General features: G+C 65.7%; 26 protein-coding genes and 1 pseudogene. 16 read left to right on the forward strand and 11 right to left on the reverse strand.

What is annotated here, in order from left to right; translation table 11 throughout:
- The first annotated feature begins 22 nt into the window (after positions 1 to 22).
- From AB3G31_RS14935 to AB3G31_RS14950, 4 genes and pseudogenes are all read left to right on the forward strand, one after another.
- The gene (locus tag AB3G31_RS14935) at positions 23 to 415 is read left to right on the forward strand and encodes a hypothetical protein (RefSeq protein WP_367846870.1); all 393 of its coding nucleotides are present in this window, start codon (positions 23 to 25) and stop codon (positions 413 to 415) included.
- Between the two features lie 15 nt (positions 416 to 430).
- On the forward strand, positions 431 to 886 hold the full coding sequence (locus AB3G31_RS14940; protein ID WP_367846871.1) for a hypothetical protein: 456 nt from the start codon (positions 431 to 433) through the stop codon (positions 884 to 886).
- Between the two features lie 109 nt (positions 887 to 995).
- Entirely contained in the window at positions 996 to 1,208 is a 213-nt protein-coding gene (locus AB3G31_RS14945) for a putative motility protein (RefSeq protein WP_367846872.1), read from the forward strand.
- Positions 1,209 to 1,232: 24 nt separating this feature from the next.
- Positions 1,233 to 1,848 (forward strand): annotated as a pseudogene (locus AB3G31_RS14950) (flavin reductase family protein).
- A gap of 90 nt (positions 1,849 to 1,938) precedes the next feature.
- Here AB3G31_RS14950 and AB3G31_RS14955 read toward each other — a convergent pair.
- Both AB3G31_RS14955 and AB3G31_RS14960 read right to left on the reverse strand, forming a co-directional pair.
- Positions 1,939 to 2,493 (reverse strand): hypothetical protein, encoded by a 555-nt coding sequence (locus tag AB3G31_RS14955; protein WP_367846873.1) that lies wholly within the window; start codon positions 2,491 to 2,493, stop codon positions 1,939 to 1,941.
- Positions 2,494 to 2,738: 245 nt separating this feature from the next.
- Positions 2,739 to 3,725: a fatty acid desaturase gene (locus AB3G31_RS14960; protein WP_367846874.1), complete on the reverse strand. Its 987-nt coding sequence runs from the start codon at positions 3,723 to 3,725 to the stop codon at positions 2,739 to 2,741.
- 118 nt (positions 3,726 to 3,843) lie between these two features.
- Here AB3G31_RS14960 and AB3G31_RS14965 point away from each other — a divergent pair, with 118 nt between their 5' ends.
- Both AB3G31_RS14965 and AB3G31_RS14970 read left to right on the forward strand, forming a co-directional pair.
- Complete coding sequence (locus AB3G31_RS14965; protein ID WP_367846875.1) at positions 3,844 to 4,893, forward strand: LacI family DNA-binding transcriptional regulator; 1,050 nt, start codon at positions 3,844 to 3,846, stop codon at positions 4,891 to 4,893.
- Between the two features lie 390 nt (positions 4,894 to 5,283).
- Entirely contained in the window at positions 5,284 to 6,480 is a 1,197-nt protein-coding gene (locus tag AB3G31_RS14970) for a hypothetical protein (RefSeq protein ID WP_367846876.1), read from the forward strand.
- Positions 6,481 to 6,642: 162 nt separating this feature from the next.
- Here the strand turns inward: AB3G31_RS14970 and AB3G31_RS14975 are convergent, their stop codons facing one another.
- Positions 6,643 to 6,957 (reverse strand): MocE family 2Fe-2S type ferredoxin, encoded by a 315-nt coding sequence (locus tag AB3G31_RS14975; RefSeq protein WP_367846877.1) that lies wholly within the window; start codon positions 6,955 to 6,957, stop codon positions 6,643 to 6,645.
- A gap of 26 nt (positions 6,958 to 6,983) precedes the next feature.
- Complete coding sequence (locus AB3G31_RS14980; protein ID WP_367846878.1) at positions 6,984 to 8,075, reverse strand: fatty acid desaturase family protein; 1,092 nt, start codon at positions 8,073 to 8,075, stop codon at positions 6,984 to 6,986.
- Between the two features lie 160 nt (positions 8,076 to 8,235).
- Between AB3G31_RS14980 and AB3G31_RS14985 the strand changes: the two genes are divergently transcribed.
- On the forward strand, positions 8,236 to 9,276 hold the full coding sequence (locus AB3G31_RS14985; protein ID WP_367846879.1) for a substrate-binding domain-containing protein: 1,041 nt from the start codon (positions 8,236 to 8,238) through the stop codon (positions 9,274 to 9,276).
- 81 nt (positions 9,277 to 9,357) lie between these two features.
- Here the strand turns inward: AB3G31_RS14985 and AB3G31_RS14990 are convergent, their stop codons facing one another.
- The 3 genes from AB3G31_RS14990 to AB3G31_RS15000 are packed head-to-tail and all read right to left on the reverse strand — an operon-like array spanning position 9,358 to position 12,355.
- The gene (locus tag AB3G31_RS14990; RefSeq protein ID WP_367846880.1) at positions 9,358 to 9,828 is read right to left on the reverse strand and encodes a heme-degrading domain-containing protein; all 471 of its coding nucleotides are present in this window, start codon (positions 9,826 to 9,828) and stop codon (positions 9,358 to 9,360) included.
- Positions 9,829 to 9,842: 14 nt separating this feature from the next.
- Positions 9,843 to 11,351, reverse strand: a complete 1,509-nt coding sequence (locus AB3G31_RS14995) for a GMC oxidoreductase (RefSeq protein ID WP_367846881.1) — start codon at positions 11,349 to 11,351, stop codon at positions 9,843 to 9,845.
- Positions 11,352 to 11,356: 5 nt separating this feature from the next.
- Positions 11,357 to 12,355: a Gfo/Idh/MocA family protein gene (locus tag AB3G31_RS15000; protein ID WP_367846882.1), complete on the reverse strand. Its 999-nt coding sequence runs from the start codon at positions 12,353 to 12,355 to the stop codon at positions 11,357 to 11,359.
- A 128-nt stretch (positions 12,356 to 12,483) separates the two neighbouring features.
- Between AB3G31_RS15000 and AB3G31_RS15005 the strand changes: the two genes are divergently transcribed.
- From AB3G31_RS15005 to AB3G31_RS15025, 5 genes are all read left to right on the forward strand, one after another.
- Complete coding sequence (locus AB3G31_RS15005) at positions 12,484 to 13,362, forward strand: helix-turn-helix domain-containing protein (protein WP_367846883.1); 879 nt, start codon at positions 12,484 to 12,486, stop codon at positions 13,360 to 13,362.
- Positions 13,363 to 13,489: 127 nt separating this feature from the next.
- The gene (locus AB3G31_RS15010) at positions 13,490 to 14,398 is read left to right on the forward strand and encodes a DnaJ C-terminal domain-containing protein (protein WP_367846884.1); all 909 of its coding nucleotides are present in this window, start codon (positions 13,490 to 13,492) and stop codon (positions 14,396 to 14,398) included.
- Complete coding sequence (locus AB3G31_RS15015; protein ID WP_367846885.1) at positions 14,395 to 14,721, forward strand: chaperone modulator CbpM; 327 nt, start codon at positions 14,395 to 14,397, stop codon at positions 14,719 to 14,721. Before AB3G31_RS15010 ends, AB3G31_RS15015 begins: the two co-directional genes overlap by 4 nt.
- A 27-nt stretch (positions 14,722 to 14,748) precedes the next feature.
- On the forward strand, positions 14,749 to 15,324 hold the full coding sequence (locus tag AB3G31_RS15020; protein ID WP_367846886.1) for an NADPH-dependent FMN reductase: 576 nt from the start codon (positions 14,749 to 14,751) through the stop codon (positions 15,322 to 15,324).
- Positions 15,325 to 15,541: 217 nt separating this feature from the next.
- Complete coding sequence (locus AB3G31_RS15025) at positions 15,542 to 15,880, forward strand: hypothetical protein (RefSeq protein ID WP_367846887.1); 339 nt, start codon at positions 15,542 to 15,544, stop codon at positions 15,878 to 15,880.
- Here AB3G31_RS15025 and AB3G31_RS15030 read toward each other — a convergent pair.
- Positions 15,849 to 16,799: a helix-turn-helix domain-containing protein gene (locus AB3G31_RS15030; RefSeq protein WP_367846888.1), complete on the reverse strand. Its 951-nt coding sequence runs from the start codon at positions 16,797 to 16,799 to the stop codon at positions 15,849 to 15,851. The genes AB3G31_RS15025 and AB3G31_RS15030 overlap by 32 nt on opposite strands.
- 120 nt (positions 16,800 to 16,919) lie before the next feature.
- Between AB3G31_RS15030 and AB3G31_RS15035 the strand changes: the two genes are divergently transcribed.
- The 4 genes from AB3G31_RS15035 (at position 16,920) to AB3G31_RS15050 (ending at position 21,116) form a co-directional block, all read left to right on the forward strand.
- Entirely contained in the window at positions 16,920 to 17,732 is an 813-nt protein-coding gene (locus AB3G31_RS15035) for an SDR family NAD(P)-dependent oxidoreductase (protein ID WP_367846889.1), read from the forward strand.
- Positions 17,733 to 17,742: 10 nt separating this feature from the next.
- Entirely contained in the window at positions 17,743 to 19,449 is a 1,707-nt protein-coding gene (locus AB3G31_RS15040) for an FAD-dependent oxidoreductase (RefSeq protein ID WP_367846890.1), read from the forward strand.
- Positions 19,446 to 19,784, forward strand: a complete 339-nt coding sequence (locus tag AB3G31_RS15045) for an NIPSNAP family protein (RefSeq protein ID WP_367846891.1) — start codon at positions 19,446 to 19,448, stop codon at positions 19,782 to 19,784. The genes AB3G31_RS15040 and AB3G31_RS15045 overlap by 4 nt, the downstream gene beginning before the upstream one ends.
- 273 nt (positions 19,785 to 20,057) lie before the next feature.
- On the forward strand, positions 20,058 to 21,116 hold the full coding sequence (locus tag AB3G31_RS15050; RefSeq protein WP_367846892.1) for a beta-propeller fold lactonase family protein: 1,059 nt from the start codon (positions 20,058 to 20,060) through the stop codon (positions 21,114 to 21,116).
- Here the strand turns inward: AB3G31_RS15050 and AB3G31_RS15055 are convergent.
- From AB3G31_RS15055 to AB3G31_RS15065, 3 genes are all read right to left on the reverse strand, one after another.
- Positions 21,113 to 21,925 carry a sugar phosphate isomerase/epimerase family protein gene (locus tag AB3G31_RS15055; protein ID WP_367846893.1) on the reverse strand — a complete coding sequence of 271 codons (813 nt, stop codon included), beginning with the start codon at positions 21,923 to 21,925 and terminating at the stop codon, positions 21,113 to 21,115. The two genes, AB3G31_RS15050 and AB3G31_RS15055, sit on opposite strands and share 4 nt — an antisense overlap.
- A gap of 9 nt (positions 21,926 to 21,934) precedes the next feature.
- Entirely contained in the window at positions 21,935 to 22,561 is a 627-nt protein-coding gene (locus tag AB3G31_RS15060) for an NIPSNAP family protein (protein ID WP_367846894.1), read from the reverse strand.
- A 72-nt stretch (positions 22,562 to 22,633) separates the two neighbouring features.
- The gene (locus AB3G31_RS15065; RefSeq protein WP_367846895.1) at positions 22,634 to 24,331 is read right to left on the reverse strand and encodes an FAD-dependent oxidoreductase; all 1,698 of its coding nucleotides are present in this window, start codon (positions 24,329 to 24,331) and stop codon (positions 22,634 to 22,636) included.
- Position 24,332: the final 1 nt, after the last annotated feature.

Here is a 24,332-nt window from a genome sequence, read left to right on the forward strand (position 1 = left end):
TTCACGTGAAAGAAAGCCGCAGTTGAGCGACGATTTTGACTCCCTGTTCGATGGCCCCGCCACAGCGGCACCTGCGGCGGCACCGGTAGACCCTGCCAATAGCCCCACTGCGTCCGTCGGTTCGGCCATGGTGACGGTGACCGCACCGCCCGAAGAAGCGCAAGCGCCGACACTGTGGCTGGCCCTGTACAAACCGGGCGCCGATGTGCGGTACGAGGGCGAACCGCACACCGTCAGCCATGTGCACATCAGCCGCAAAGGCCTGTTCGTCCGGCTCAAGGAAAAAGATGGCGTGGTGCCGGCCGAAAAAGTCGACGTCGCCCTTACGCGCGTGGTCCTGCCGCTGCACTCCTACCAGATGCCGCCCGCCCGCCTTGCGCCCCCCCTGCCGCCCGGACCGGCGCGCACCAAATAGCCCCCCACAACCGCCATGTACGACATCTTCAAACTTCTCCACCTCGCTGCAGCCATTGTCTGGATGGGCGGTATGACCTGCTTGCTGTTTGCACTGCGGCCGGCTGCCTTGTTGGCGCTGGAGGCCCAAACCCGCGCCCGGCTGATGGTGCAGGTGTGGCAGCGGTTTTTCCGGCTGGTGCTGGGCGCCATCGTGGTGCTGCTGGCCACCGGTGGGCACCTGTTTGGCAGCGGCATGAAAGCTGCCGGCGGGGCTGTGCCCCTGGGCTGGTGGGTGATGGCCGGCCTGGGCGTGGTGATGGTGCTGGCCTTTGGGCACATCCAGTTTGCCGGGTTTGCCAAGTTCAAACGCGCGGTGGCCGCCGCCGAATGGCCCCTGGCGGCCAAGGCGGCAGGGCAGATCCACACGCTGGTGGTGCTGAACTTTGTGCTGGGCTGGGTGGCGATTGCGGCCATCAAGCTGCTGCACTGACTCCCATGGGCTCGGGCGCTGAGCGCCCCAAGCCCTGAAAGTCGTTTCACGTTCGTTCTCAAGCTCGGCGTGTTTTGGCCGATAAGTCTGTATTCCCAGGAGAATCTCCATGAACATCAGCAGCACCACCGCCGTGCAGTCCGCCACGGCGGATGCCCAAGCCCCCACCTCCGACAGCCTGAACATCCGGGTGCTGAAAAAAGCTCTGGACGCGCAGGCCGTGGCGGCCCAGGCGCTGATCGAGTCCATCCCCCAGCCCGCAGCCGCACCCGCATTGGCCACCAGCGGCAGCCTGGGCACCCAGCTCAATACTTACGCCTGATCCCGCGCCTGATCACCTTGGGGCATGCCCTTCCCTGCCCCTGCCCACTGCAGCTCCGTTCCCCTTGCCAAAGCCTACCGCGTGCTGAACCACGGCCCGGTGGTGCTGGTGTCGTCGGCCCATGGCGACACCCCCAACCTGATGGCCGCCGCCTGGTCCATGCCGCTGGATTTCGACCCGCCCAAGGTCACGGTGGTCATCGACAAGGCCACGTTGACCCGGCAGCTGGTGGAGGCCAGCGGTGTCTTTGGCCTGAACATCCCCTGCGCCGCCATGGCGGCGCAGACTCTGGCCGTAGGCACCGACAGCGCCCACACCGTACCGGGCAAACTGGCGCAGCACGGCATCACCACCTTCGCCGCCAGCCAGATCGCCGCGCCGCTGGTGCAGGGCTGCGTGGGTTGGCTGGTGTCGTGTCACACGCGATACGACACCTGCATGCCGGATGCTGCCCGAGCCGCACAACCAGGGCCAGTACGACCTGTTTATCGCCGAAGTGGTGGCCGCATGGGCCGATGAACGCGTGTTCAGCGATGGGCGTTGGCACTTTGATGCCGCACCCGACGCGCCGCGCAGCCTGCATTACGTAGCCGGAGGGCAGTTTTATGCCACGGGCCAGTCGCTGCAGGTAGCCATGTGACCCGGGCCCGATTGCTACAGAATAAATAGCTTCTCGTGCCGACGGAATGGGCACGAGCAGCCCATTTCAGTCACAAGACCCAAACCGGCTTCAGTTGTCGAACTGCCGGTGGCCGTGGCCACGCCCGGGGCCGCGGTCGTCACGGCCATGGTCGTTGCGGTCATTGCCACGCCCGTGGTCGTCATGGCCCCGGCCATGGCGCGGGCCGTTACCCCGATCATCCCAGTCGCCACGGCGGTCATGGTCAGGGCGGGGGCCGCCGCGCGGCTGTGCCCACCAGCGGTTGCGCTCATTGACCTGCACAAAGTACACCGGCCTGCCGCAAGCGTTGTAGCGCCCGCAGTAGCGGCGCCAGTTTTTGGAGTGGCCCGGCGGCACGTACAGGTACAGCGGCGGCTCGACGATGGGGCCGCGCTGGATCAGCATGGGCTGGGCGTACAGCACCGGCGGTGGCGGGCGCGAGCCAAAGGTGATCTGGCCGTACACGCCCGGGGCCACGGCCCCGCCGACCGTGCCGTTGATGTACACGTCTTGCGCCTGGGCTGCGCCCGCACCCAAGCCACAGGCCAGCACCAACAGGGCCGCCGCAGCGCGGGCCCGGGCACCAGGCAAAAATCGGGAAAAAGAAACCGGGGAATGGGGCATGCAGCGCTTTCGTTGTACTAAAAGAATACGTATTCAACGTGGGAGTGTGCTGGCAGGACGACAGTTCCCGGCAATCCGTGGTCTTTGCTCCCAATAAACTCCAGCATCTTTTAGCCCGTTTGCGCTTATTTTATGAGCATAACCAGCTATTTATTCGATAGCAATTATTCCGGCTGCACCCGCACCGGCGCGCACATCACCCGCGATCACTCCAATGCATTTTCTGGCGGTGCCGCCTGGGGCAATCAGGCAGATGCCACGGCCGCCGCGCTGCGGCGCTGGCGCAGCAAGGCGGGCAGAATCTCGCGCCAGGCCGCCCACAGGCTGGGGGCAGGCGCCGGGCATTGGCTGCGGATGGCTTCGTGCAACCGGGGCAGCGCGTGGTAAGGCACCATGGGAAAGGTGTGGTGCTCCAGGTGGTAGTTCATATTGGCGTACAGAAAGCGGAACACAGCGTGGGTGTGGAAAGTGCGGGTGCTGGCGCGGTGGTCGTGCACGTTCTCCGCCAGGCCCGCATGCTGGGTCAGGTTGAACACCTGCGTCAGCGCGCCGCCGTAAAAGCGCGGGCCGACCACCAGTACCAGGGGCAACACGCTGTGCATCAGCACGCAGGCGGCCAGCAGCGCCAGGAAGATGGCCACATACACGCGGGATGCGCGGATCACCTTGGGCCGCTCGGCTTCGGGGATGAAATGCTGCCCGTCGGCGCTGATCTGGCCGCAGGCATGGCGCACGATGTTGGCGATCTGCGCCGCACCCGACTTGATGAAGAACAGGTCCAGCAACAGGCCGCCCAGGCGCACCGGCTGGTGCACGGCGATTTCGGCATCGCGCCCCACCATCAGCGTGTGGGTGTGGTGGCGGGTGTGGCTCCAGCGCCAGTAGTGGCCCTCGTGCAGCGTCATGAAGCCAGCCAATTGGTAGAAGAATTCATTCAGCCAGCGCGTCTTGAACGGCGTGCCGTGCGACAGTTCGTGCGCCCGGTGGTCGGCAGACGCGTACAAGATGCCATACACCGCAAACGCGGGCAGGCACCACCACGTCCCCCAGGCCAGCACCCCCGCCGTGCCGCTGGCCAGCAGCAGGGCCAGCCACAGGCCGTAGTTCCACAGGCTGTGGCGGTCATTGCGCTGCATCAGTTGCTTGAGCAGCTTGCGGTCGATGCTGGGGCTGAACCAGGGCGTGGTGTCTGGCGCATCGACATTGCCGCGCAGTGCGTAGGGATTGGGCATGCTAGATCTCCGGGGGGTGGGTGAAGTGCTTTGATGGTAGGAGCGCGGCCCCCCAATTTGATGCCCGTTCGGCATTCCATGGCATAAACTGGCATGCCCGATGACAGATATGTCAAACATGCCCGCCTCCCCACGCACACCACCCTCCTCCCGCGCCAGCATGGCCGATGTGGCCCGCGCCGCCGGGGTCAGCCCGTCCACGGTAGACCGCGTGCTGAACGCCCGCGTGCCGGTGCGCAGCGACACTGCCGACCGCATCCACACGGCAGCACAGGCGCTGGGCTACCACCCTGTGGGCATCATCCGCGCGCGTCTGCAAGAGGTGCGGCCCAAGCGCACGCTGGGCTTTTTGCTGCAGCAGCGCAGCTCGGCTTTCTACAGCGGTCTGGCCAACGCGCTGGCCACCGCCACGCAGGCCAGCGCGCAGATGCAGGGCCGGGCCGTGGTGCGCTTTCTGGACGACCTGGCCCCCCAGGCGGTGTGCGCGCAACTGGCGCAATTGGCCCAGTCCTGCGACGCGCTGGCGCTGGTGGCCGCCGACCACCCCCACATCCACGCCGCCGTCGCCCAACTGCGGGCGCAAGGCAAACCGGTGTTTGCCCTGGTGTCCGACCTGGATGCCCCCGAGCGCGCAGGCTATGCCGGGCTGGACAACCGGCGCGTGGGCCGCACCGCAGCGGGCTTCATCACCCGGCAGGCCGCACAGCCCGGGCAGATCGGCATCTTTGTGGGCAGCCACCGCTACCAGTGCCAGGAGCTGTGCGAAATGAGTTTTCGCTCGTATGTGCGCGAGCACGCCCCTGGCTTTGAAGTGCTGGAGCCGGTGGTGACGCTGGAGAGCGACCATTACGCCCAGGAAGCCACGCGCGACCTGCTGCAGCGCTTCCCCGACCTGGTGGGGGTGTACGTGGGCGGTGGCGGCATCGACGGCGTGCTGCAGGCCCTGCGCGACCACGTCGACCGCCACCCCGCCACACCCCTGGTGGCCGTGGCCCACGACCTCATCCCCACCACCCGCGAGGCGCTGGTGGGCGGCTACTTGCAGGCCGTGCTTTCGCATCCCCTGCCACTGCTGGCGGAGCGGCTGGTCCGTGCGATGGCCGGGCCGGTGTCATCAGCGCAGCAGATGGTGGTGCCTTTTGACATCCATACGCCGGAGAGTGTGTAAAACAGGGCTCTAGCGCTTATTCCATGGGCACAAGAAGCTATTTATTCAATAGCGTTTGGGTTGGAGCGTTGCGGGTGGGGTGCACACTTGCCGGGCTTCTTGGAGAAGGGTGACTGTGTTAGAGATGGGCGTATTTTCAGTCGAGCGGAGGTGGGCCGAGTGGCAGCTTGGAGGGGCAGGCAGCACTGGATAGTGGGTCCACAAAAGTCGGCTTTGGGCCCTGAACGGACATTCGCAGCCACTTATTGGTCGCTCCAAAGCGGCAGTTCGGATCTTCGTTCAAGCGGAGGAAGCGCAGCCATGCTGAAGTACCTACACGCGAGGGCTACCATCATAAGGAAAGCTAGCTCAGGGCCGGATGTCCACGGTTGCGTCTTCGTAGAATATAGGATGCTCGCAACCCGCGTTTTAGGTGACTGCCCCGGCTGCGGGGCCAAGGACAGCTTTGGCAACGTTTCCGTCCACGACCATGTCCTGCGTGGCTGCAAGCACTGCCGCTACCAGTCGATGGTTTGGCTGCCGGAGGTGAAGAAGAAGGTCATATATCTCGACCAGTTCTTCTTTTCCGGAGCGATGCGCGGTGGCGACACGCGATTCAAGGAGGCTGCTAAGCGCGTCAAACGAATGTGCCACATGCAGTTGCTCGTTGCTCCGTTTTCTTCCGTGCACGAAGACGAAACGCACCAGTGGCGGGGACACGGGGGTATGACCAGCGCCCAACTGATGGAGTTCATCAAGAACACGTCGCGTGGCGCTGAGTTCAAGAAGGACTACGAAGTCGAGCACAAGCAAATCTTCAAAGCATGGGAGGCATTTCTCAAAGGCCAGCCGCACCAGTATCTTGTCGAGACCGAGGACGCCATCAGGGGCGGCACTTTGGTCGAGTGGGACGACTATTTCCGAATCGACGTCGGCGGCTACATACGAGACGTCGAGTTGAAGCGCCGCCTGAAGGAGGAGTCGGTTAACGAATTAGTGAAGGTTCTCGACAAGTGGCAAGCGTCAACTGAAACGTTCGCTGACGCTATTGCACTGGAGATACGAGACTCCGCAAACCAGTATCTCAGCACCTACCTGACCCTAATCCAACGTTACGCCGCCGGGGATGTCGCTGCAGCCTTCGACTCACCAATGGTCGCAACGGTTGTAGAACAGATGATGCACTGGCTGCCCAAGGACCAACCGCTTCCCGAGAGAATTGCGCGGTGCATCGAGTTCTTTAAGTCACGGCATTTCTTGGAGGTCCCGCACGAGTGGCTTTCGTCCCACATGTTCGCAACCCTGAAGGCCATGGTCCAGCAGGGCGCGTTCTCTAATCGAGAGGATGCGCGAAATCGCCTCAGCGGAGTCTTCGAGGACATCAAGCACATCTCGCGATTCGCGCCGTACTGCGATGCCATCGTCATCGACAAGTTCATGGCGGACCTGGTGTGCCGGCCCACAATTGGAATCGAACAACGGTATGGCCCAAAGGTCTTCAGTCTGAGCAACTGGGAAGACCTGCTTGCGTGGCTTGATGGGCTGGAGGCTGGCATGAGCGAGGATCACCGACGCGGCGTTGCAGCGGCGTACCCGGAGAGTGACTAGATGTGAAACTGCTTTAGACCGCCTGGAAGCAGCCAATCCCGTATGTCCGGTGATGGCCGAAAGCGGCCATTCTCCCTGCTTGGCGGCAGACGCACCGTGCCGCCGCCCACCCACTCAAATACAGGCGATCATCCGCCCGGCAAAGCCTGCTCTGGAGCCCCCTCACCCCCCCAACTGCACCAGCACCTGCCCACCCTCGATCTTCGCCGGGTACGTCTTCAAATTCACACACACCGGCGCCCCCAGCGCCCGCCCATCGCGGATGTCGAAGCGGCCGTTGTGTTTGGGGCACTCGACCACGTGTTCCATCACCAGGCCGTCGGCCAGGTGGACGTGCTCGTGGGTGCACAGGCCGTCGGTGGCGTAGACCTTGTCATTAAAACGGTACACGGCGTAGGTGTGGTTGTTGTGGTCAAAGCGCATCACGTCTTCGTCGTCGATATCGTCCAGTGCGCAAACGTCGGTCCAATGTGTCATGGGGTGTCTCCTTGTGGTTGTTGAATTTATGCCGCGGTGGCAGGCACCGGGCGCACCACGTAGTAGTGCGGGTCTTTGGCCTGTTGGACTAGCGCGGGAATGATTTCGCGGTAGGCGGCCACTGTGCTGGGGTATGGCGGGGGGCAGTCGGCTTTGATGGTTTCGTGCAGCTGGGGCAGCGCGTGGAACGGCACCATGGGGAACATGTGGTGTTCGACGTGGTAGTTCATGTTCCAGTACAGAAAGCGGAACACCGGGTTCATGGTGACGGTGCGGCAGTTCTTGCGGTGGTCGAGCACGTTTTCGGGCAAGCCCGCATGCTGGGTCAGGCCGAAGAAGGTGTACAGCCAGGTGCCACCCATCACCGGCAGCAGGCCAAACAAGACCAGGGGCAGCCAGCTGCCAAAGCAGATGGCGCTGCCAATCAGCGCGGCGTACAGCAGCACCCAGACGCGGGCTTCCTTGACCATCTGCGGCCACTCCATCTCGGGCACAAAGGTCTTTTCTTCTTCGCCCAGGATGCCCAAGGCATTGCGCAGCACACGCCACAGCTCGCGCGGGCCCGATTGGATGGAAAACAGGTTGAGGAAGATGCCCACAAAGTTGGTGGGCAGCGGTACGGCGACTTCGGGGTCGCGGCCGGTGACCAGGGTGTCGGTGTGGTGGCGGGCATGGCTCCACTTCCACACGCTGGGGCGGCGCAGCACCTGGAAGCAGGCCATCTGGTAGAGCACGTCGTTCATCCAGCGGGTTTTGAAGGCGGTGCCGTGGCCCGCCTCGTGCCAGCGCGAATCGGCCGGGCCGGTGTACAGCGTGGCGTAGACAAAGAAGGCCAGCCAGGCCCAGGCCGTGCCCCAGGTGGCCACCAGCACGGCACCGGCGGTAAGGATCAGCGCGTACCAAAGAACGGTGTCGCGGATGGCCTGCGCGTCTTCGCGCTGCATCAGCTGCTTCATGCGGGGGCGGGGCACGGCGCATTTGTACCAGCTGGCGTTGACCAGCCCGGCGGCCTGGGCCCGGTCGCCTGCGCCGGAGATCAGGTGGTAGTCGTCCTGGGTGCGGGTCCAGTTGGGAACAGTACGGGGGCCTGCGAAGGTGGTGGTTTCTGCGGTTTGCATGCGGTTTGTCTCTTGTGGGTGTGCAGTGGTAGCGGATGCTAAAACCAATGCAGCCCAGCGTGTGATGCAAAACCTCAAAATCCATCAAATCGTATCAAAAACCATCACCCTTCAGGCGTAGAAACTTGCATTTATGGCAGACGGTGCGATGATCTGGCCCATGAAAGCCAAAATCACCCTGCACGACGTGGCCGAGGCCGCGGGCGTGAGCACCGCCACCGTCGACCGCGTGCTCAACAGCCGCCTGCCGGTGCGCGAGGGCACCACCCTGCGCGTGATTGCCGCCGCCGAAAAGCTGGGCTACCACGCGGTGGGCCTGATGCGCGCCCGTCTGAAAGAGCGCGTGCCGGTGCGCCACCTGGGTTTTTGCCTGCAAAAACGCAACGACCATTTCTACCAAAGCCTGGCCGCCGCGCTGCAGCAGGCCGCGGCCCAGAACCAGCCCGAAACCTGCGTGGCCCACATCACCTTCATGGACGCGCTGGAGCCCGCAGCCATTGCCGAGCAGCTGCTGGAACTGGGCGGCAAGGTGGACGCGCTGGCGGTGGTGGCCGTCGACCACCCGCACGTCACGGCGGCGGTCGAGACGCTGTTTGAACAAGGCACGCCCTGCTTTGCGCTGCTCAGCGACATCAGCGCGCCGCACCGGGCGGGCTACATCGGGCTGGACAACCGCCAGCGTGGCCGCACCGCCGCCTGGGCCGTCAGCCGCCTGAACCGGCAGACCACGGGCGAAGTAGCGGTGTTTGTGGGCAGCCACCGCTACCTGGGGCATGAGCTGGCCGAGATCAGCTTTCGCTCCTACCTGCGCGAAAACGCGCCCGGCTTCAAGGTGCTGGACACGCTGGTGAACCTGGAAGACCCGCAGCTCGCTTTTGAGGCCACGCTGGAGCTGCTGGCACGCCACCCGGATCTGGTGGGCCTGCACCTGACCGGCGGCGGCGGCGCGGGCGTGATCCGGGCGCTGCGCGAAGAGGCGGGGGACCGACAGCTGGTGGTGGTGTGCAACGAGCTCAACGCCACCACCCGGGCCGCGCTGATCGACGGCGTGGTGGACCTGGTGATCCACACCCCGCAAGAGCGCCTGGCCCAAACGGCCGTGGCCCAGATGCTGGCCGCCACCCTGCCCGGCGCGGTGGTTGCCGGGCCGCAGCAAAAGCTGCTGGCGATGGACTTGTTTACGCCGGAGAACATGGCCTGAGCCCTGGCGCAGCGCTATTCAAAATATAGCTGGTTACGCTTATTCCATAGGCGCAAACGGCCTTTTTCTCTTAAATGTTTATCACACCAGCGTTTGCAGCACCGCCACGGCCAGGGCGTGGTCCTCGGCCTGCGGCAGGCCCGACACCGTGACGGTGCCCAGCACCGGGCCCACGCCGCGGATGCGGATCGGAAACGCGCCGCCGTGGGCGGCAAACTCGCGCGGGTCCAGGCCGGTGGCGGCATCAAAATCGGTGCCCTTGCTGCGGTACAGCGTGCCCATGTAGAACGAGCTGCGGGCGAAGCGGCGCACCACATTGTTCTTGCGGCGCACCCAGTCCACGTTGTCGGGGTTGCAGCCCTCCATGGCGTGTTGGAACAGTTGCAGATCGCCCACGCGGATGTCCACCAGCACCGACTGCCCGGCCTGCCGCGCCGCGTTCACAAGGCCCAGACCCAGGTTCAGGGCGGTCTCGCTATTGAAGCGGCCAAATTGCAGGGTTTCTTCCTGGCGCAGCAGCTCTTGCAGCAGGGTTTTTTCGTCTTCGATCATCGATGTCTCCGGAATTAGAAAGTGGCCAAGTGTTTGCGCACGTATTCTCCTACCCGCAGGCCCTGCGCGGCCACGGTCAGCGCCGGGTTCAGCGCGGCAGACGACGGGAAGAAGCTGGCATCCACCACAAACAGGTTGGGGTGGTCGTAGGCGCGGCACCAGGGATCCAGCGCGGCCTGCGCCGGGTCGCTGCCCATGCGCACCGTGCCGCACTGGTGCGAAGGCGTGTCGATACCAAACGGGCGGCTCAGCACCGCCGCAAAACCCAGGCCGCGCAGCAGCGCCTTGGTGCGCGCCACCAGCGTGGCGTGGCTGGCCATGTTGGTGCGCTGCCAGTGCAGCTGCGCGCTGCCGTCGGCCAGCGGGCGGATGGTGCTGTCGCGGTGCGGCAGGTCTTCGGACATGGCCAGCCAGTCCACGCTGTGCCGGGTCAGCAGGCGGCCCGCCCAGCGCGGCAGCAGCGGTAGGGCCGAACGCACCATGGGCTCCTGGATGTTGCCCAGCATCTGGATGTGGCCCAGCTGCGTGGGGTGGGCCGGTACGCCATCGTAAAAGTCGTTCAGCGCCAGGGTTTTGGTGAAGCGTGTGGTGTTCACCGCCCCCGGCAGCATGCCCATCAGGCAGCTGGTGTTGTGGTTCATGTAGTAGCGGCCCACGCTGTCCGAGCTGTTGGCCAGGCCGCGCGGGTGCTGGGCGTTGGCCGAGCGCTGCAACAGCAGGGCCGAGTTGATCGCCCCGGCGCTCAGGATGAACAGCGGCGCGCGGATGGTTTGCACCTGGCCCTGGTGCAGCACTTCGGCGGCCACGATGCGCTGGCCACGTGCATCGGTCAGCAGGCGCAGCACCTGGCTGCCGGTTTGCAGGGTGACGTTGGGGTGCTGCAAGGCCGGGTCGATGAGCCGGGTTTCGGCATCGCCCTTGGCCCCTACGGCGCAGGGGAAGGCATCGCAGGTGCCGCAGCGCACGCAGGTTCCGCCTTGGTGCAGGTCCACGGCAGACGGCATGTGGAACGGGTGCAGCCCCTGGGCGGCCAGCTTATCGGCCAGCGCACCGATCAGCGGCTCGTGCGGGATGGCGGCGTGCGGGTAGGCACTGGAGCGCGGCGGCTCGGTCGGGTCCTGCCCGGCCTGGCCGTGCACGCCAAACACGCGCTCGGCCTCGGCGTAGTACGGCTCCAGATCGGCATAGGTAATGGGCCAGGCGGGCGAGGTGCCGTCGGCGTGCTCGGTGGCCTCAAAGTCGCGCGCCCGAAAGCGGAACATGGCTGTGCCATAAAACTTGGTGTGGCCGCCCACAAAGTAGTACTGGCCGGGCTGGAAGGGCTGGCCCGCGCCGTCCAGCCAGCGCTCGGGGGCGCGGTAGCGGCGCTGGGCAAACACCGCTTCGGCGTCGGTGTTTTGCGGCTCGCGCGGCAGGCGTTCGCCGCGTTCCAGGATCAGGATGCGGGCCCCGGTGGCGGCCAGGCTGCGCGCCATGGCCCCGCCGCCCACGCCGGAGCCGATGATGACAATGTCGGCGTCCATGGCCTTCAGACGGTGGCTACCGGCGTGCTGCGCCCGGTGCGCGCGGCCTCCAGCACCGCCAGCGCAGCGGCTAAAGAGCGCAGGCCGTCTTCGCCGGTCGCCGCAGGCGCGCCCTGGCCAAGCACTGCCCGGTTGAAGGCTGCCAGCGAATGGGCGTACAGGTTGTGCGGCTCCACGGCCACCACGCGCTCGCCGTCGGCGGTGCGCAACCGCACCTCGCCCACGGGCCGCTGCGTCATCACGTCGCGCCCCACCAGCGAGCCCAGGCTGCCGTGGATCTCGATGCCGGTGCCTGCGTGCGGCACATTGAAGGCATCGTGCAGTTGCGCCAGCACGCCGTTGTCAAAGCGCAGCACGGCCATCACGCCATCGGCCAGCGGGCCTGCGCTGGGGGTCATGGCAATGGCCTCCACCGGCTCGGCATCCAGCAAAAAGCGCAGGGTGTCGGCATCGTGCACGGTAATGTCCAGCACCACGCCGCCGCCTGCGTCGGCCTGGTTCACGCGCCAGCCCTGCAGGTGCACGGGCAGTTGCACGGCGTGGAACACGCGGGCAAATAGCGGCGTGCCGATGGCCCCGCTGCGGATCAGGTCGCGCATGGCCTGGTGCGTGGCCGCGTTGCGCAGGTGGTGGTTGGTGCCCAGCACCACCCCGGCTTTTTTGCAGGCCGCCACGATGGCCTGGCCGTCCGCCAGGTTCATGGCCAGCGGCTTCTCGCACAGCACGTGCTTGCCCGCAGCGGCGGCGGCAATGGCTTGCGTGGCGTGCAGCTCGTTGGTGGTGCTGATGTAGACGGCATCCACCGCCGGGTCGGCCAGCAGCGCGTCAAGGGCGGTGTACGACCGGGCGATGCCATGGGCCGCCGCGTAGTCGGCACCGCGCTGGGCGTTGCTGCTGAGCACGGCCCCCACCGTGTTGCCCGGCTGGGCGCGGATCGCGTCGACCATCCATTCGTGCGCGATGGTGCTCGCGCCTACCAGTCCCCAGCCTAAAGTGTGTGCCATCGTCTGCTCCTTCTGTTGTGGAGCAAAGTTTAGGAATGCGCCGCGTTTAGGCTGGCAGAAAAATTGCAGGTTTTTGCACGATTGCCGCATCTCTAACCACCGCACTGCGCCAATTGCATAATTCGGCCATGCAGCCCTGGTTGGAACAAGTCACCCGCAGCAGCGGCCAGTCGTGGACGCTGTTTGACCGGCAGCTGCCCGCGTTTCCCTTCAACTGGCACTACCACCCCGAGTTCGAGCTGACCCTCACATTGAACAGCAGCGGCCAGCGCTTCGTGGGCGACCACGTAGGCCAGTACTTTGATGCCGACCTGGTGCTGGTCGGCCCGAATCTGCCGCACGCCTGGCAGTCGCGCACCGCCCTGGACCCATCGCAGCCGCACCGCGCCCTGGTGCTGTGGTTCCAGCCACAGTGGGCTTACGGCCTGACCCAGCCCTACCCGGAGCTGGACAGCATCGTCCCGCTGCTGGCCGATGCGCGCCGGGGCGTGGCCTTCAGCGCGGCTGTGGTAGCCACCGTGCGGCCCCGGCTGCTGGCGCTGGTGGACATGGCCCCGGCACAGCGCTGGCTAGGCCTGGTGGAGGTGCTGTTGCTGCTGGCCGCCGACCGCCAGCGCCAGCTGTTGGCCCTGCAAGGTTTTGCCAGCGACAAGCTGCCGCGCGACCGGGCCCGGCTGGACAGGGTGCTGGCCCATCTGCATGCCCACTACGCCGAACCGATCCGCCTGGAGACGCTGGCCGACCTGGCAGCCATGAGCGTGAGCCAGTTGCAGCGCGCCTTCAAGCGCAGCACCCGCAGCACCGTCAGCGGCTACCTGGCGCAGCTGCGCATCGGCCACGCCTGCGCCCTGCTGCTGGACGGCAACCGCCCCATCGCCCAAATAGCCGAGGCCACCGGCTACCGCCAGCAGGGCTATTTCACCCGGCAGTTCCGGGCGGTGAAAGGTATGGCACCGCTGGCGTTTCGACGCGGATTTGGCGCCGCCTCGCCAAGCGCAAAACCTTGACCTAGATCAGCCTGCGCGGCACAGTTCCCGCCATGATGGACCGGTGCACCTGCTATGTGCTGCACCGCACAGACTCCGTACGCCCGCCGCCCTACGGTGGGGCTGCGCAAATACAAAGGCCACCCGCATGCACTACAAAGACTACTACGCCACGCTGGACGTGCCGCGCGATGCCAGCCTGGACCAGATCAAGAAGGCCTACCGCAAGCTGGCGCGCCAAACCCACCCCGACATGTCCAAGGCCACCGACGCCGAGGCCCGCTTCAAGGAAGCTGCCGAGGCCTACGCCACGCTGAAAGACCCCGAAAAGCGGGCCGCCTACGATGCGTTGGGCCACCCCAAAGCGGGCGAAGAATTTGCCCCGCCGCCGCAGTGGCGGCACGAGCACGCCGCCGATGCCGCTTCGTTCGACGACCTGGACCTGGCCGACCTGCTGGCGGCGCTGGGCCGGGGCCACCACCGCGGCGGCGCCCGCGGGCCGGTCGCCACCCCGGGACACGACTACGAAAACACCGTCCAGCTCAGCCTGGAAGACGCGCACCGCGGCACCACGCTCAGCCTGGACCTGAAGGAAGCGGGTGGCACCCGCACCCTGGAAGTGACCATCCCGCCCGGCACCCGCGAAGGCCAGAAGCTGCGCCTGCGCGGCAAGGGCGGCAAGGGCCGCCACGGTGGGCCCGATGGCGACATCTACCTGCACATCACGCTGGCGCCACACCCGGTGTTCCGCGCCGACCACCACGACCTGTATTTCGACCTGGCACTGGCCCCCTGGGAGGCCACCCTGGGTGCCGAGATCGAGGTGCCCACGCTGGACGGCCCGGTGGTGCTCACCGTGCCCGCAGGCACCCGGTCCGGGCGTAAGCTGCGGCTGCGTGGCCGGGGCCTGGCGCAGGGCAAGGCGGCCAACGGCGACCTGTATGCGCTGGTGCATATCGACGTGGCCCCCAAGCCGTCCGAGGCAGAGCGCGCGCTGTACCAGGAGCTGTCGCGCATTTCGCACTTCAATCCCCGCGCCCCCAAGGAGACCCCATGAACCTCACCCTCATCGAATGGGTCTGGCTGGATGCCAGCGAAACCATGACGCTGGACGAACTGTCCAGCTGCTGCGGCATCACCCCGGCCGACCTGCAGGAACTGGTGGAGTACAGCGCCCTGGTGCCGCTGCAACCTGCCACCCAGCCGCCGCTCTTCAGCGCCGAATGGGTCACCCCGCTGCGTACGGCAGGCAAGCTGCGCAGCGACTTTGACCTAGACCTGTTTTCCGTGGCCCTGCTGCTGGGCCACCTGAACCGCATCGAGGCCCTGGAGCGGCAAGTGAAGTCGCTCCAGGCCCTGATACCGGCCCACATGGCCTAGTCCCCCCTAAAACCCCTGGAGAACCTCATGCAACACTACCAAATTGCGGTTGTCGTCGGCAGCCTGCGCAAAGAGTCGTTCAACCACCAACTGGCCGCGGCCCTGGTCCGGCTGGCGCCGTCCAATTTTTCGTTCAAGATGCTGCAGATTGGCGACCTGCCGCTGTACAACCAGGACGACGATGCCCACCAGGCCGAACAGGTGATCCGTTTGAAGCAGGACATTGCGGCCTCCCAAGGCCTGCTGTTCGTCACGCCCGAATACAACCGCTCCATCCCCGGTGTACTGAAGAACGCCATCGACCACGCGTCCCGCCCCTATGGCCACAACGCCTGGGCCGGCAAACCCGCCGGGGTGCTGGGGATGTCGGTCGGGGCCATCGGCACGGCGCTGGCGCAGCAGCATCTGCGCAACATCCTGGCCTACCTGGACGCGCCCACCATGGGCCAACCCGAAGCCTTTCTTCAGGCCAAAGAGGGGTTTTTTGACGCCGATGGCAACATCGGTGCGGGCAGCAAGGAGTTTTTGCAGGGCTGGATGGACCAATTTGTGGTGTGGGTGCAAAAGCAGTCCCACACCATCGCCAGCATGGCCGCAAAGTAGGCTTCCGCCCCCGCCACCGGTTTATTTCACTATCTAAAATATAGCTGCTTGTGCTTAACCCATAAGCACCAGCAGCCAAAAATGCTGGAAACCCGATGGGCAAACCGGCGGCGGCGCACACCCGGTAGCGGTGCCCGTGAAGCCTCCCTGGCGCGCTTGTCCTACACGCGATGGGCCCTCGGCGGTGTGCAATGGGAGCTTGCTACTGGAGCCCCCTATGTCCCTTCCATTTCTGAAAGTGCTGTCGCAATACGATGGTGATACCTACATCAACAACCCGATAGAAGTCGGCTGGCTGGTCACGCTCAAACAGCAGGGGCTGGTAGAAGCTGACATCGGCCCGGCAGCCCTCACGCTCTACCCCAGCCGCCCCCCGATGTACGCAATCGTTCGCGGCCTCACGCCCAAGGGCTACGCGGCACTGGGCATGCAGCCCCGGCGGCGCTATCCCTTCTGGAGCACCCTGTTTGGCTTTCAGCGCCGGAAGTTTCCCAGGCTGACATTCCGCAGCCAAGAGGCCCAGGCTACGCTGGGCTGGTGGGGTTGGCTGGCGTAGCCGGTACCGGCCCTGTACCCTCGGGCACCAGCATGGATTCCAGCGCCTTCAACCGAAACGCCCGCGGGCTCAGGCCGGTGTGCTTGCGAAAAAAGCGCCCAAAGTAGGTCTCGTCGGCAAAGCCCAGGCTGTCGGCCAGCTGCTGGATGCTGTTGCTGGTGTAGACCAGGTCGCGCTGGGCCTCGTGCACCAGCCGGGCGTTGATCACATCCAGGCTGGACATGCCCAGCACCTCGCGGCACAGGCGTGAGAGCTGGCCCGGCGTGATGCCCAGCTGCTCGGCATACGCGGTGATGGGCAGGTGCTGCTTGAAGCGCTCGTCCACCATGGCGCGAAATTTCTCGATCTGCTGGGTTTTGCGCGGGTTGCCCAGCGCCTGCGCGGCCTGCTGCACCTGGGCCAGCCGCGCTACCTGCACGCACACCGCGGCCACCAGCGCCATGCCCGCATTCACCTGTCCGGCCGAGAGCAGATGCGCTTCGCGCTCGATCGACAAAAACAGCGGCATCAACAATTCCGCATGGCCGCTGCTACCGTCCAGGGTGATGATGGCGGGCTTGCGGATGGTGGGCAGCAGCCCCGGCATGGCCACCGCCGCCAGCGACTCCAGCGGCCGCTGCGCCGCCGTCACCACCGGCCCGTCCATGTCGTCCGAGAAGCTGAAAGCATGCACGGTTTGTGCGGGAATCAGCAGCAGGCAGGGCGCTCTGACGGCAAACTTACCATGGTCGATCTGCACCTCGGCCGTACCCTGCAACAGGTACAAAATCTGCAGAAACGCATCGTGTTTGTGGGGCCGGATCTCCCAGTTATAGGGGCGGGAGCGTTGTGGAATCCACTCAAAATCGAACGAGCTTTGCCAGCCCGGCGCGGCCTGGTCGCCGTACAGCGCGTAGTTCGGGATAACCCTGGTTGCCACATCGATCCCCTGGGTACGTGTTCAAAGATGCACGAACTGTCTGGGTTTTCGCGTGAATTGTCAAACCGGTATTTGCCCGGCATTTGAACAATAGGGTCTTCAAATAACAAGGAGACCCGCATGCCCGACACCCCCCGCCATTGGCTGCAACTCGACGGCCAGGTCTGCGCCGTCACCGGCGCGGCCAGCGGCATTGGCGCCGCCATCGCCCGCAGCCTGGCCCAGGCCGGTGCCCGTGTAGCCCTGCTCGACCGCGACCTGGCGGGCTGCGAACACATCGCCAGCGAGCTCACCGCCCAGGGCGCATCGGCGCTGGCCGTGGCCTGTGACGTGGCCTCTGAAGCCAGCGTGCAGGCCGCCGCCCAGCAGGTGCAGGCCGCCTGGGGCCCGGCCTACGCCCTCATCAACAACGCTGGCATGCTGCGTGCCGGGGGCCTGGCCGAGGTCAGCCTGGACGACTGGAACGCGGTGCTGGCCGTCAACCTCACCGGCTACCTGCTGTGCGCCCGCGCTTTTGGCGCGCAGATGCGCCAGGCCGGGCGCGGCAGCCTGGTGCACGTGGCCTCGGTCTCGGGCCTGACCCCGCAAACCCACAGCGGGGCCTACAGCGCCAGCAAGGCCGGGGTGCTGCTGCTGTCGCGCCAGCTGGCGGTGGAATGGGGGCCGCAGGGTGTGCGCAGCAATGCGGTGTGCCCCGGGATGGTTCGCACCGCGCTATCGGCCAAGTTTTACGAAGAACCCGGCTTTGAGGCCAAGCGCGCCGCCGTCACTGCCAGCCGCCGCGTCGGCGAGCCGCAGGACATTGCCGATGTGGCCCTGTTCCTGGCCAGCCCCCGCGCCGCCTACGTCAACGCCGCCGAGATCGCAGTGGACGGCGGCATGACCTCCATGCTGATGGACATGGTGCCCCGCCCCGGTTTCAACGCTACCTGAGAACAACACAATGAACCCCAAAATGGAATACGACCTCGTCGTCGTCGGCTCCGGCGCAGCCGGCCTGGCCACCGCCATCACCGCCCGCAAGCGCGGCCTGGATGTGGTGGTGCTGGAGAAAGAACCCGTCTTCGGCGGCACCACCGCGCTGTCGGGTGGCGTGCTGTGGATCCCGCTGGGCCCGCATGGCCGCAAGCAAAACCCGGCCGACACCCTGGACGCCGTGCGCACCTACATGCAGCAGGAAACCGGCAAGTTCTATGACGCCGCAGCGGTCGAGGCCTTTTTGGCCCAGGGCCCGAAGATGGTGGAGTTCTTCGAGCGCGAAACCGCCGCCCAGTTCATCCCTACCATGTACCCCGACTACCACCCCGACGCGCCCGGCGGCGTGGACCTGGGTCGCTCCATCCTGGCCGCGCCCTACGACATCCGCGGCCTGGGCAAGGACATGGCGCGCCTGAAGCCGCCGCTGAAAACCATCACTTTCATCGGCATGATGTTCAACTCGTCCAACGCCGACCTGAAGCACTTCTTCCAGGCCACCAAGTCGCTGACCTCGTTCGTCTACGTGGCCAAACGCCTTGTCACGCACCTGAAAGAGCTGGCGCAGTACGGGCGCGGCATCCAGGTCACCAGCGGCAACGCGCTGGCAGCCCGCCTGGCCCAGTCGGCGCTGGACCTGGGCATCCCCATCCTGACCAGCACCCCGGTGCGCGAAGTCACCCTGTTCGACGGCCGCGCCACCGGTGTGCTGGCCGACGGCCCCGACGGCCCCTGCCGCATCACCGCCCGCCAAGGCGTGGTGCTGGCCTGCGGCGGCTTTCCGCAAGACATCCAGCGCATCGCCAAGGCCTACCCGCACCTGCAACGCGGCGGCGAACACCTGTCGCCCACGCCCCTGGGCAATACCGGCGACGGCGTGGCCATGGCCGAAAAACTGGGTGCCACGGTGGACATCCGCTTCGAGGACAGTGCCGCCTGGATGCCGGTCTCGCGCGTGCCCTACCGCGACGGCACCTTTGGCGTGTTCCCGCACCTGCTGGACCGCTACAAGCCCGGCATCATCGGCGTGCTGCGCAACGGCCAGCGATTCACCAACGAATCCAACTCGTACCACGACGTGGGCGCGGCCCTGGTGCGCGCCTGCGCGGGCCAGCGGGACACCGCCATGTGGCTCATCTGCGACAAGCCCACCATCGCCAAGTACGGCCTGGGCTACGCCAAGCCCGCGCCCATACCGCTGGGCGGCCACCTGCGCAGCGGCTACCTGGTCAAGGGCAACACCCTGGCCGAGCTGGCGGCCAACGCCGGTATCGACCCCGCCGGACTGGAGCAGACCGTGCGCCACTACAACAGCGGCGCGGTGCGCGGCGAAGACCCGGCCTTCCACCGCGGCAGCACCAGCTTCAACCGCTACCTGGCCGACCCCGACCACCAACCCAACCCCTGCGTGGCCCCGGTGCAGACCGGCCCGTTTTACGCGCTCAAGGTGGTGATGGGCGACCTGGGCACCTTCGACGGTATCCAGACCAGCGTGGTGGGCGAGGTGCTCAAGCGCGACGGCACGGCGATTGCCGGCCTGTACGCCGTGGGCAACGACCGCGCCAGCGTGATGGGCGGCAAGTACCCCGGCGCAGGCATCACCCACGGGCCCAACATGACGTTTGGCTTCATCACCGGCAACCACATCGCCGACCTGGCGGGAGCCGTCCAATGACGACCGCCAAGCCGCTGATCGACCACCGCACCTACACCATCGCGCTGCGCAAGATGCCGGAGTTTCTGGAGGTGTTCAACCGCCTGGCCATGCCCATCCTGATGGAGACCCTGGGCCACCCGGTGGGCTTCTACACCAGCCTGGTGGGGCCGCAAAACCAGTTTGTGCACCTCTGGGCCTACGACGACCTGGCCGACTACGAGCGCCGCTGCTTCGCCCGCGACACCCACCCCCACTTCGGGGCCTACCTGGCGGCCTCGGGGCACTTGATCACCGCACAGGAGACGCGGCTGGTGAAGGCGGTGCCGATGGCCGTTTTTTCTGGCGCTATTTGATTTATAGCTGCTCACGCTGATGGAATGGACGCAGGACGGTCAATCGGCTTATAAATCCGCGTAAAAAAAAGCCAATACCGACCCAATCTGCCCAGGGCCGAATACCCAATTCCATTTGCGCCATCTAGATACAAACCTTAATAGACTTTAGGTGAAACTAAAGTTACTGTTAGTTACTAATTCAGGTAGCCAACAGCCGATCCACAAAAGCGACCGCGATGTGATGCGATTTACGGAGTAAGCACCCAAACAAGAAATAATTGGAGAGCAAAATTGTCGTATGAATCGCGCCCCACGGACAGCATCGTCAACAACTCTTGGGCTTACAGCCTGATCAACAGTATTGCCTTTCACCCGTCGGAAAATTTATTTTGCGCGGCATTTTCATCGGTCAGCCAGTTGATTAACTTCAAGGTCGACCGTTTCGGGCAAGCCCGCGTCAGCCAGGTCATCAAAAATCCCGAAGCGCTTCTGGACGGGCCACAGCATGTGGTTTTCTCGCCGGATGGGCAGAAAATCATTGCGGTCAATTGGAGCAGTGAAACCTTCACCATTTACCAGCGCGAAGCCGACCAGCGGTATGCCACCGTGCCCATCGCCTGCATTCCGTTTCCCACGCCGTTGCAGGGCTTCAAACCCCATGGCATGGACGTTTCACCGTCTGGCAAACTGCTGGCGGTGGCCTTTGGTTGGACATCCACCCACCCCAAAGCCATCGGCCTTTTCAGGTTTGACAGTGCAGGCCCATCGATGCAGTTGCTCGATTGGATCCCGGATGATCGCTTGCCCGGCGTACCCAAAGGCATCGCCTTTTCTCCAGACGAGAGCAGTCTGCTGGTGACCTACGCCGACCTGAATAGCATCTGCATTTACGCCATAGACCGTGTCACGGGCCAGCTCAACCAGGCGCCCACACAAACCTTCGAAGGCGAAAGCACCCGGTTGTTCCGCCCGGAGGACATCAAGGTGGCGCGCGACGGCCACAGCATTACCGTGTCGAACAGCAACGCCGACTGCGTCAGCTCGTATGCTTTTGACGCCACCCACAACCGCATCCTGCAACAGACGCCGACGCAGGAGCTGGCAAATCCCGATGCCCACCTGCGGTTTCCGCACGGCATTGCGTTTTCGCCGAATGGCGCGCTGCTGGTGGTCAGCCAATTTGGCCCGCTGCCGGTCACCAGCAACGGCGACATCATTTTTGGCAAAGAAACGCCCCGCAACCAGGCCAAGATCAATATCTACCGGCACCGGCAATCGCACCCGGCCCTGCAAGGTTCCGACTGGCGCCGGTCGTGGTCTTCGCTGATGCGCCTGGTGGGTCCGCGCTAATTTACCGCCTCCAGCAACCGGCGCGACGCCGCCAGCGCCTGGCGCGCCCACTCCACATCGCCCACCTGGGCGGCCCGTACCTGGTGTGGCACTTCCACGCTGACGGGCACGTCGGCGGGCAGCGCGGCAAAGATGGCGGCGGGGTCAATTCCACCCTCGCCCGGCAGCAGGCGCTCGCAGCGGGCGGTGTGGATCATTTGCTCTACCGTGAAATTTTTGCCTGCCGGGGCGTCGCAAATCTGCGCGTAGTGCAGCAGGCCGGGCGGCAAGGCGCGCAGGTCGTCCAGCGTGGTGTGGGAGCGGGCCACGTGCAGGGCATCGACCAGGATGCCCGCATTGGCCGGGCTGCCCGCGGCCCGCACGGTGCGCAGGGCGGCCTGGGCATCGGGCACCGCCGTCCAGGGCATGAACTCCAGATCGGCCGTCAAGCCGTAGGGCTGCAGCAACGCGCACAGCCGGGCGTAGTTGTCGGCCAGGCGCGCCAGGTCGGTATCGTCCCCGGCCACTAGCACGGCACGGGCCCGCAGCGCAGCGGCGGCTTCGAACATGGGCAGGTAGGCCTGCGGGTCAAACGCGGCATCGATGCGGACGATCTCGATGTCGAACACGCCCACCCCGGTGTCGCGCTGCGCCGCCAGGGTTTCACGCAGGATGGCGGCATCGCCCAGCAAGGGCTGGTACGGCGCGCCGGGTGCATTGGGGCGCAGGCGCAGGCCCACATGGCCGTAGCCCAGTTGGGCGGCGGCGGCCAGCATCTGCGGCGGGGTGAGGTTGGCGGCAGTGAGGTAGGCGAGGGAGTAGCTGCGCATGGCCGTTCCTTATTTCAAGGGCGATACCGCGGTGGGTAGGGCGATGGTGGAGAACATGTTGGTGGTCAGGTGCGCAGGCCCGCCCTTGGGGGGCCAGATGCCCTGGGCCACCGCGTCGGCGCGGGCCTTGCTGCGCGCGTCCAGCGTGGGGTAGGCCCAGATGTTGGTGAAGCGCAGCGGCCCGTCCAGCGCCACCATGGCCACCACGCAAGGCGACAGGGCTTCGCGCGGTGGCACATACTGTTCCCACAGGTCGATGGTGGCCTGCACGCCGCCCGGCTTGATGCCGTAGGTGCGGATCTCGTACACCGGGCCGGTGATGCCCGATTCGGCCGAGGGGCGCACCGGTTTCATCCACGGAAAGCCTTTGTAGCTGTGCACTTCCAGGCTCTGGAAGATGCTGGCGCAGCCAAACGCGTCGGCGCTTTGCTGCGTGCGGCCACGCTCTTTTTGCAGCGCGGCCAGGTCGGCAAAGCCGCGCAAGACAACCATCTGGTTGAGCTGGCCGATGTCGGTGAACCAGCAGCCCAGCAGTTCGCCGCTGGCGTCCTCCGCGCTGGCAAAAGCCTGCACGTTGGTGGCGGCCTGGCCTGCGGTGCCGAAAGGCAGGGTCATGGTGGCGAGTTCGTAGTACATGGTGAAAGTCCTTGGTTGCTATGGAATAAAGAGCTGCTTACGCTGATGGAATAAGCGCTGGAGGCCTATTTTTTATAAATTGACGCCAGCTGCGTGGTGGGCGGCTATGAAGCCGAACGTCATCGCCGGGCCCAGCGTGATGCCGCCGCTGGGGTAGGTGCCGCCCATCACGCTGTGCATGTCGTTGCCGCCCGCGTACAGGCCGGGGATAGGTTGGCTATGTGCGTCCAGCACCTGGGCGCTGGCGTTGGCGCGCAGCCCGGCGAAGGTGCCCAGGCTGCCGGGGACCACCTTCACGGCGTAGAACGGACCCCGGACCAATGGGGCCATGCAGGGGTTGGAGTAGCCACTGGCTGCGTCGCCTTGCACCTTGTTGTAGGGGGTGTCGCCTTTGGCGAAGTCGGCATCCACGCCCGCCAGCGCCTGCTGGTTGTAGCGCGCCACCGTGGCTTGCAAGCCTGCTGCGTCGATGCCGCAGGCCCGTGCCAGATCGGCCAGGGTGTTGCCGCGCTGCAGGTAGCCGTTGCGCAGCATCGCGCCCATGGGCATAGGGGCCGGTTTGACGGCGCCCAGGCCGTAGTGGCGGATGAAAGCGTGGTCGCACACCAGCCAGGCCTGCACGGGCAATCCAGCGGGGGTGGCGGGCGTGGCGGCCAGCAGGCTGCTGACAAAGTCGTAATAGGAGTCGGCCTCGTTGGTGAAGCGCTGGCCTGCGGCGGTCACCGCGATCAGCCCCGGCTTGGCGCGCTCGACCAGGTGCGGGAAATGGGCTACCGAGCCATCGGCACGTGGCACCAATGACACCGGGGCCAGGGCAGCAGCCTGCACCGCATCGCGCGCCACCTGGCCGCCCGCTGCCTCGCCCAGACGCAGGCCATCGCCGGTGTTGCCCCGCGAAGCGGCCGACCAGTGTTCCTGCCCGGTGGGCGCGTGCGGCAGCAGCTGTTTCTTGCGCGCCGCATCAAACGGAAAGCCACCGCAGGCCAGCACCACGCCGCAACGGGCCCCTACCTCCATACCATTCACCACCGCGCCGACCACCCTGCCCTGCTCCACCAGCAAACGCTGCGCCGGGCTGTTGGTGCGGATCTCCACACCCTGGGCAAAGGCCGATGCCGCCAGCCCGGCCACCAGCGCATTGCCGTTGACCAGCCGCATGCCGCGCCGGTAGCGCAGCAGGTCGGCGAAGTGGCGCAACACCAACTTAGTGACGTACCCCAGCGAGGCAGGCTTGCGCAGCGCATTGAAGAAATGCCGCAGCTCGGCCCCCGAGGCAATGCCCATGCCCCACAGCGTGGTTTCCTGGAGCGGCGGTTTGAGCCGTGCCATCTGGGCACCCAGGCGGCGGCCATCAAACGGCGCAGCGCAGATCGAGCGCCCCCCCAGCGCCGCATGCGGGTTGCGGCCATGGAAATCGGGCACGCCATTGCCGTCGATGAACTGCAGAGCGGTCTGCGTGCGAAAGAACTCCACCATGCGCGGCCCGGCCTGCAGAAAAGCCTGCACCCGCGCCGCGTCAAACTGCGCACCCAGCTCTTGCTGCAGGTAGGCCGTAGGCGTGGCGATGTCCTCGGTGATGCCCGCGGCGGTGGCCAGCGGGTTGCGCGGCACCCACATCCAGCCGCCCGACCAGGCGGTGGTGCCGCCAAACTGCGGCTCTTTTTCCACCACCAGCACCTTCAGGCCCAGGTGGGCGGCGGTGACGGCGGCAGACAGGCCCCCGGCGCCGGAGCCGATGACCAACAGGTCGGTGTGTTCGGTGGCGGCCATG

The sequence above is a fragment of the Rhodoferax sp. WC2427 genome (assembly GCF_040822085.1).
Classification (GTDB): Bacteria; Pseudomonadota; Gammaproteobacteria; order Burkholderiales; family Burkholderiaceae_C; genus Rhodoferax_B.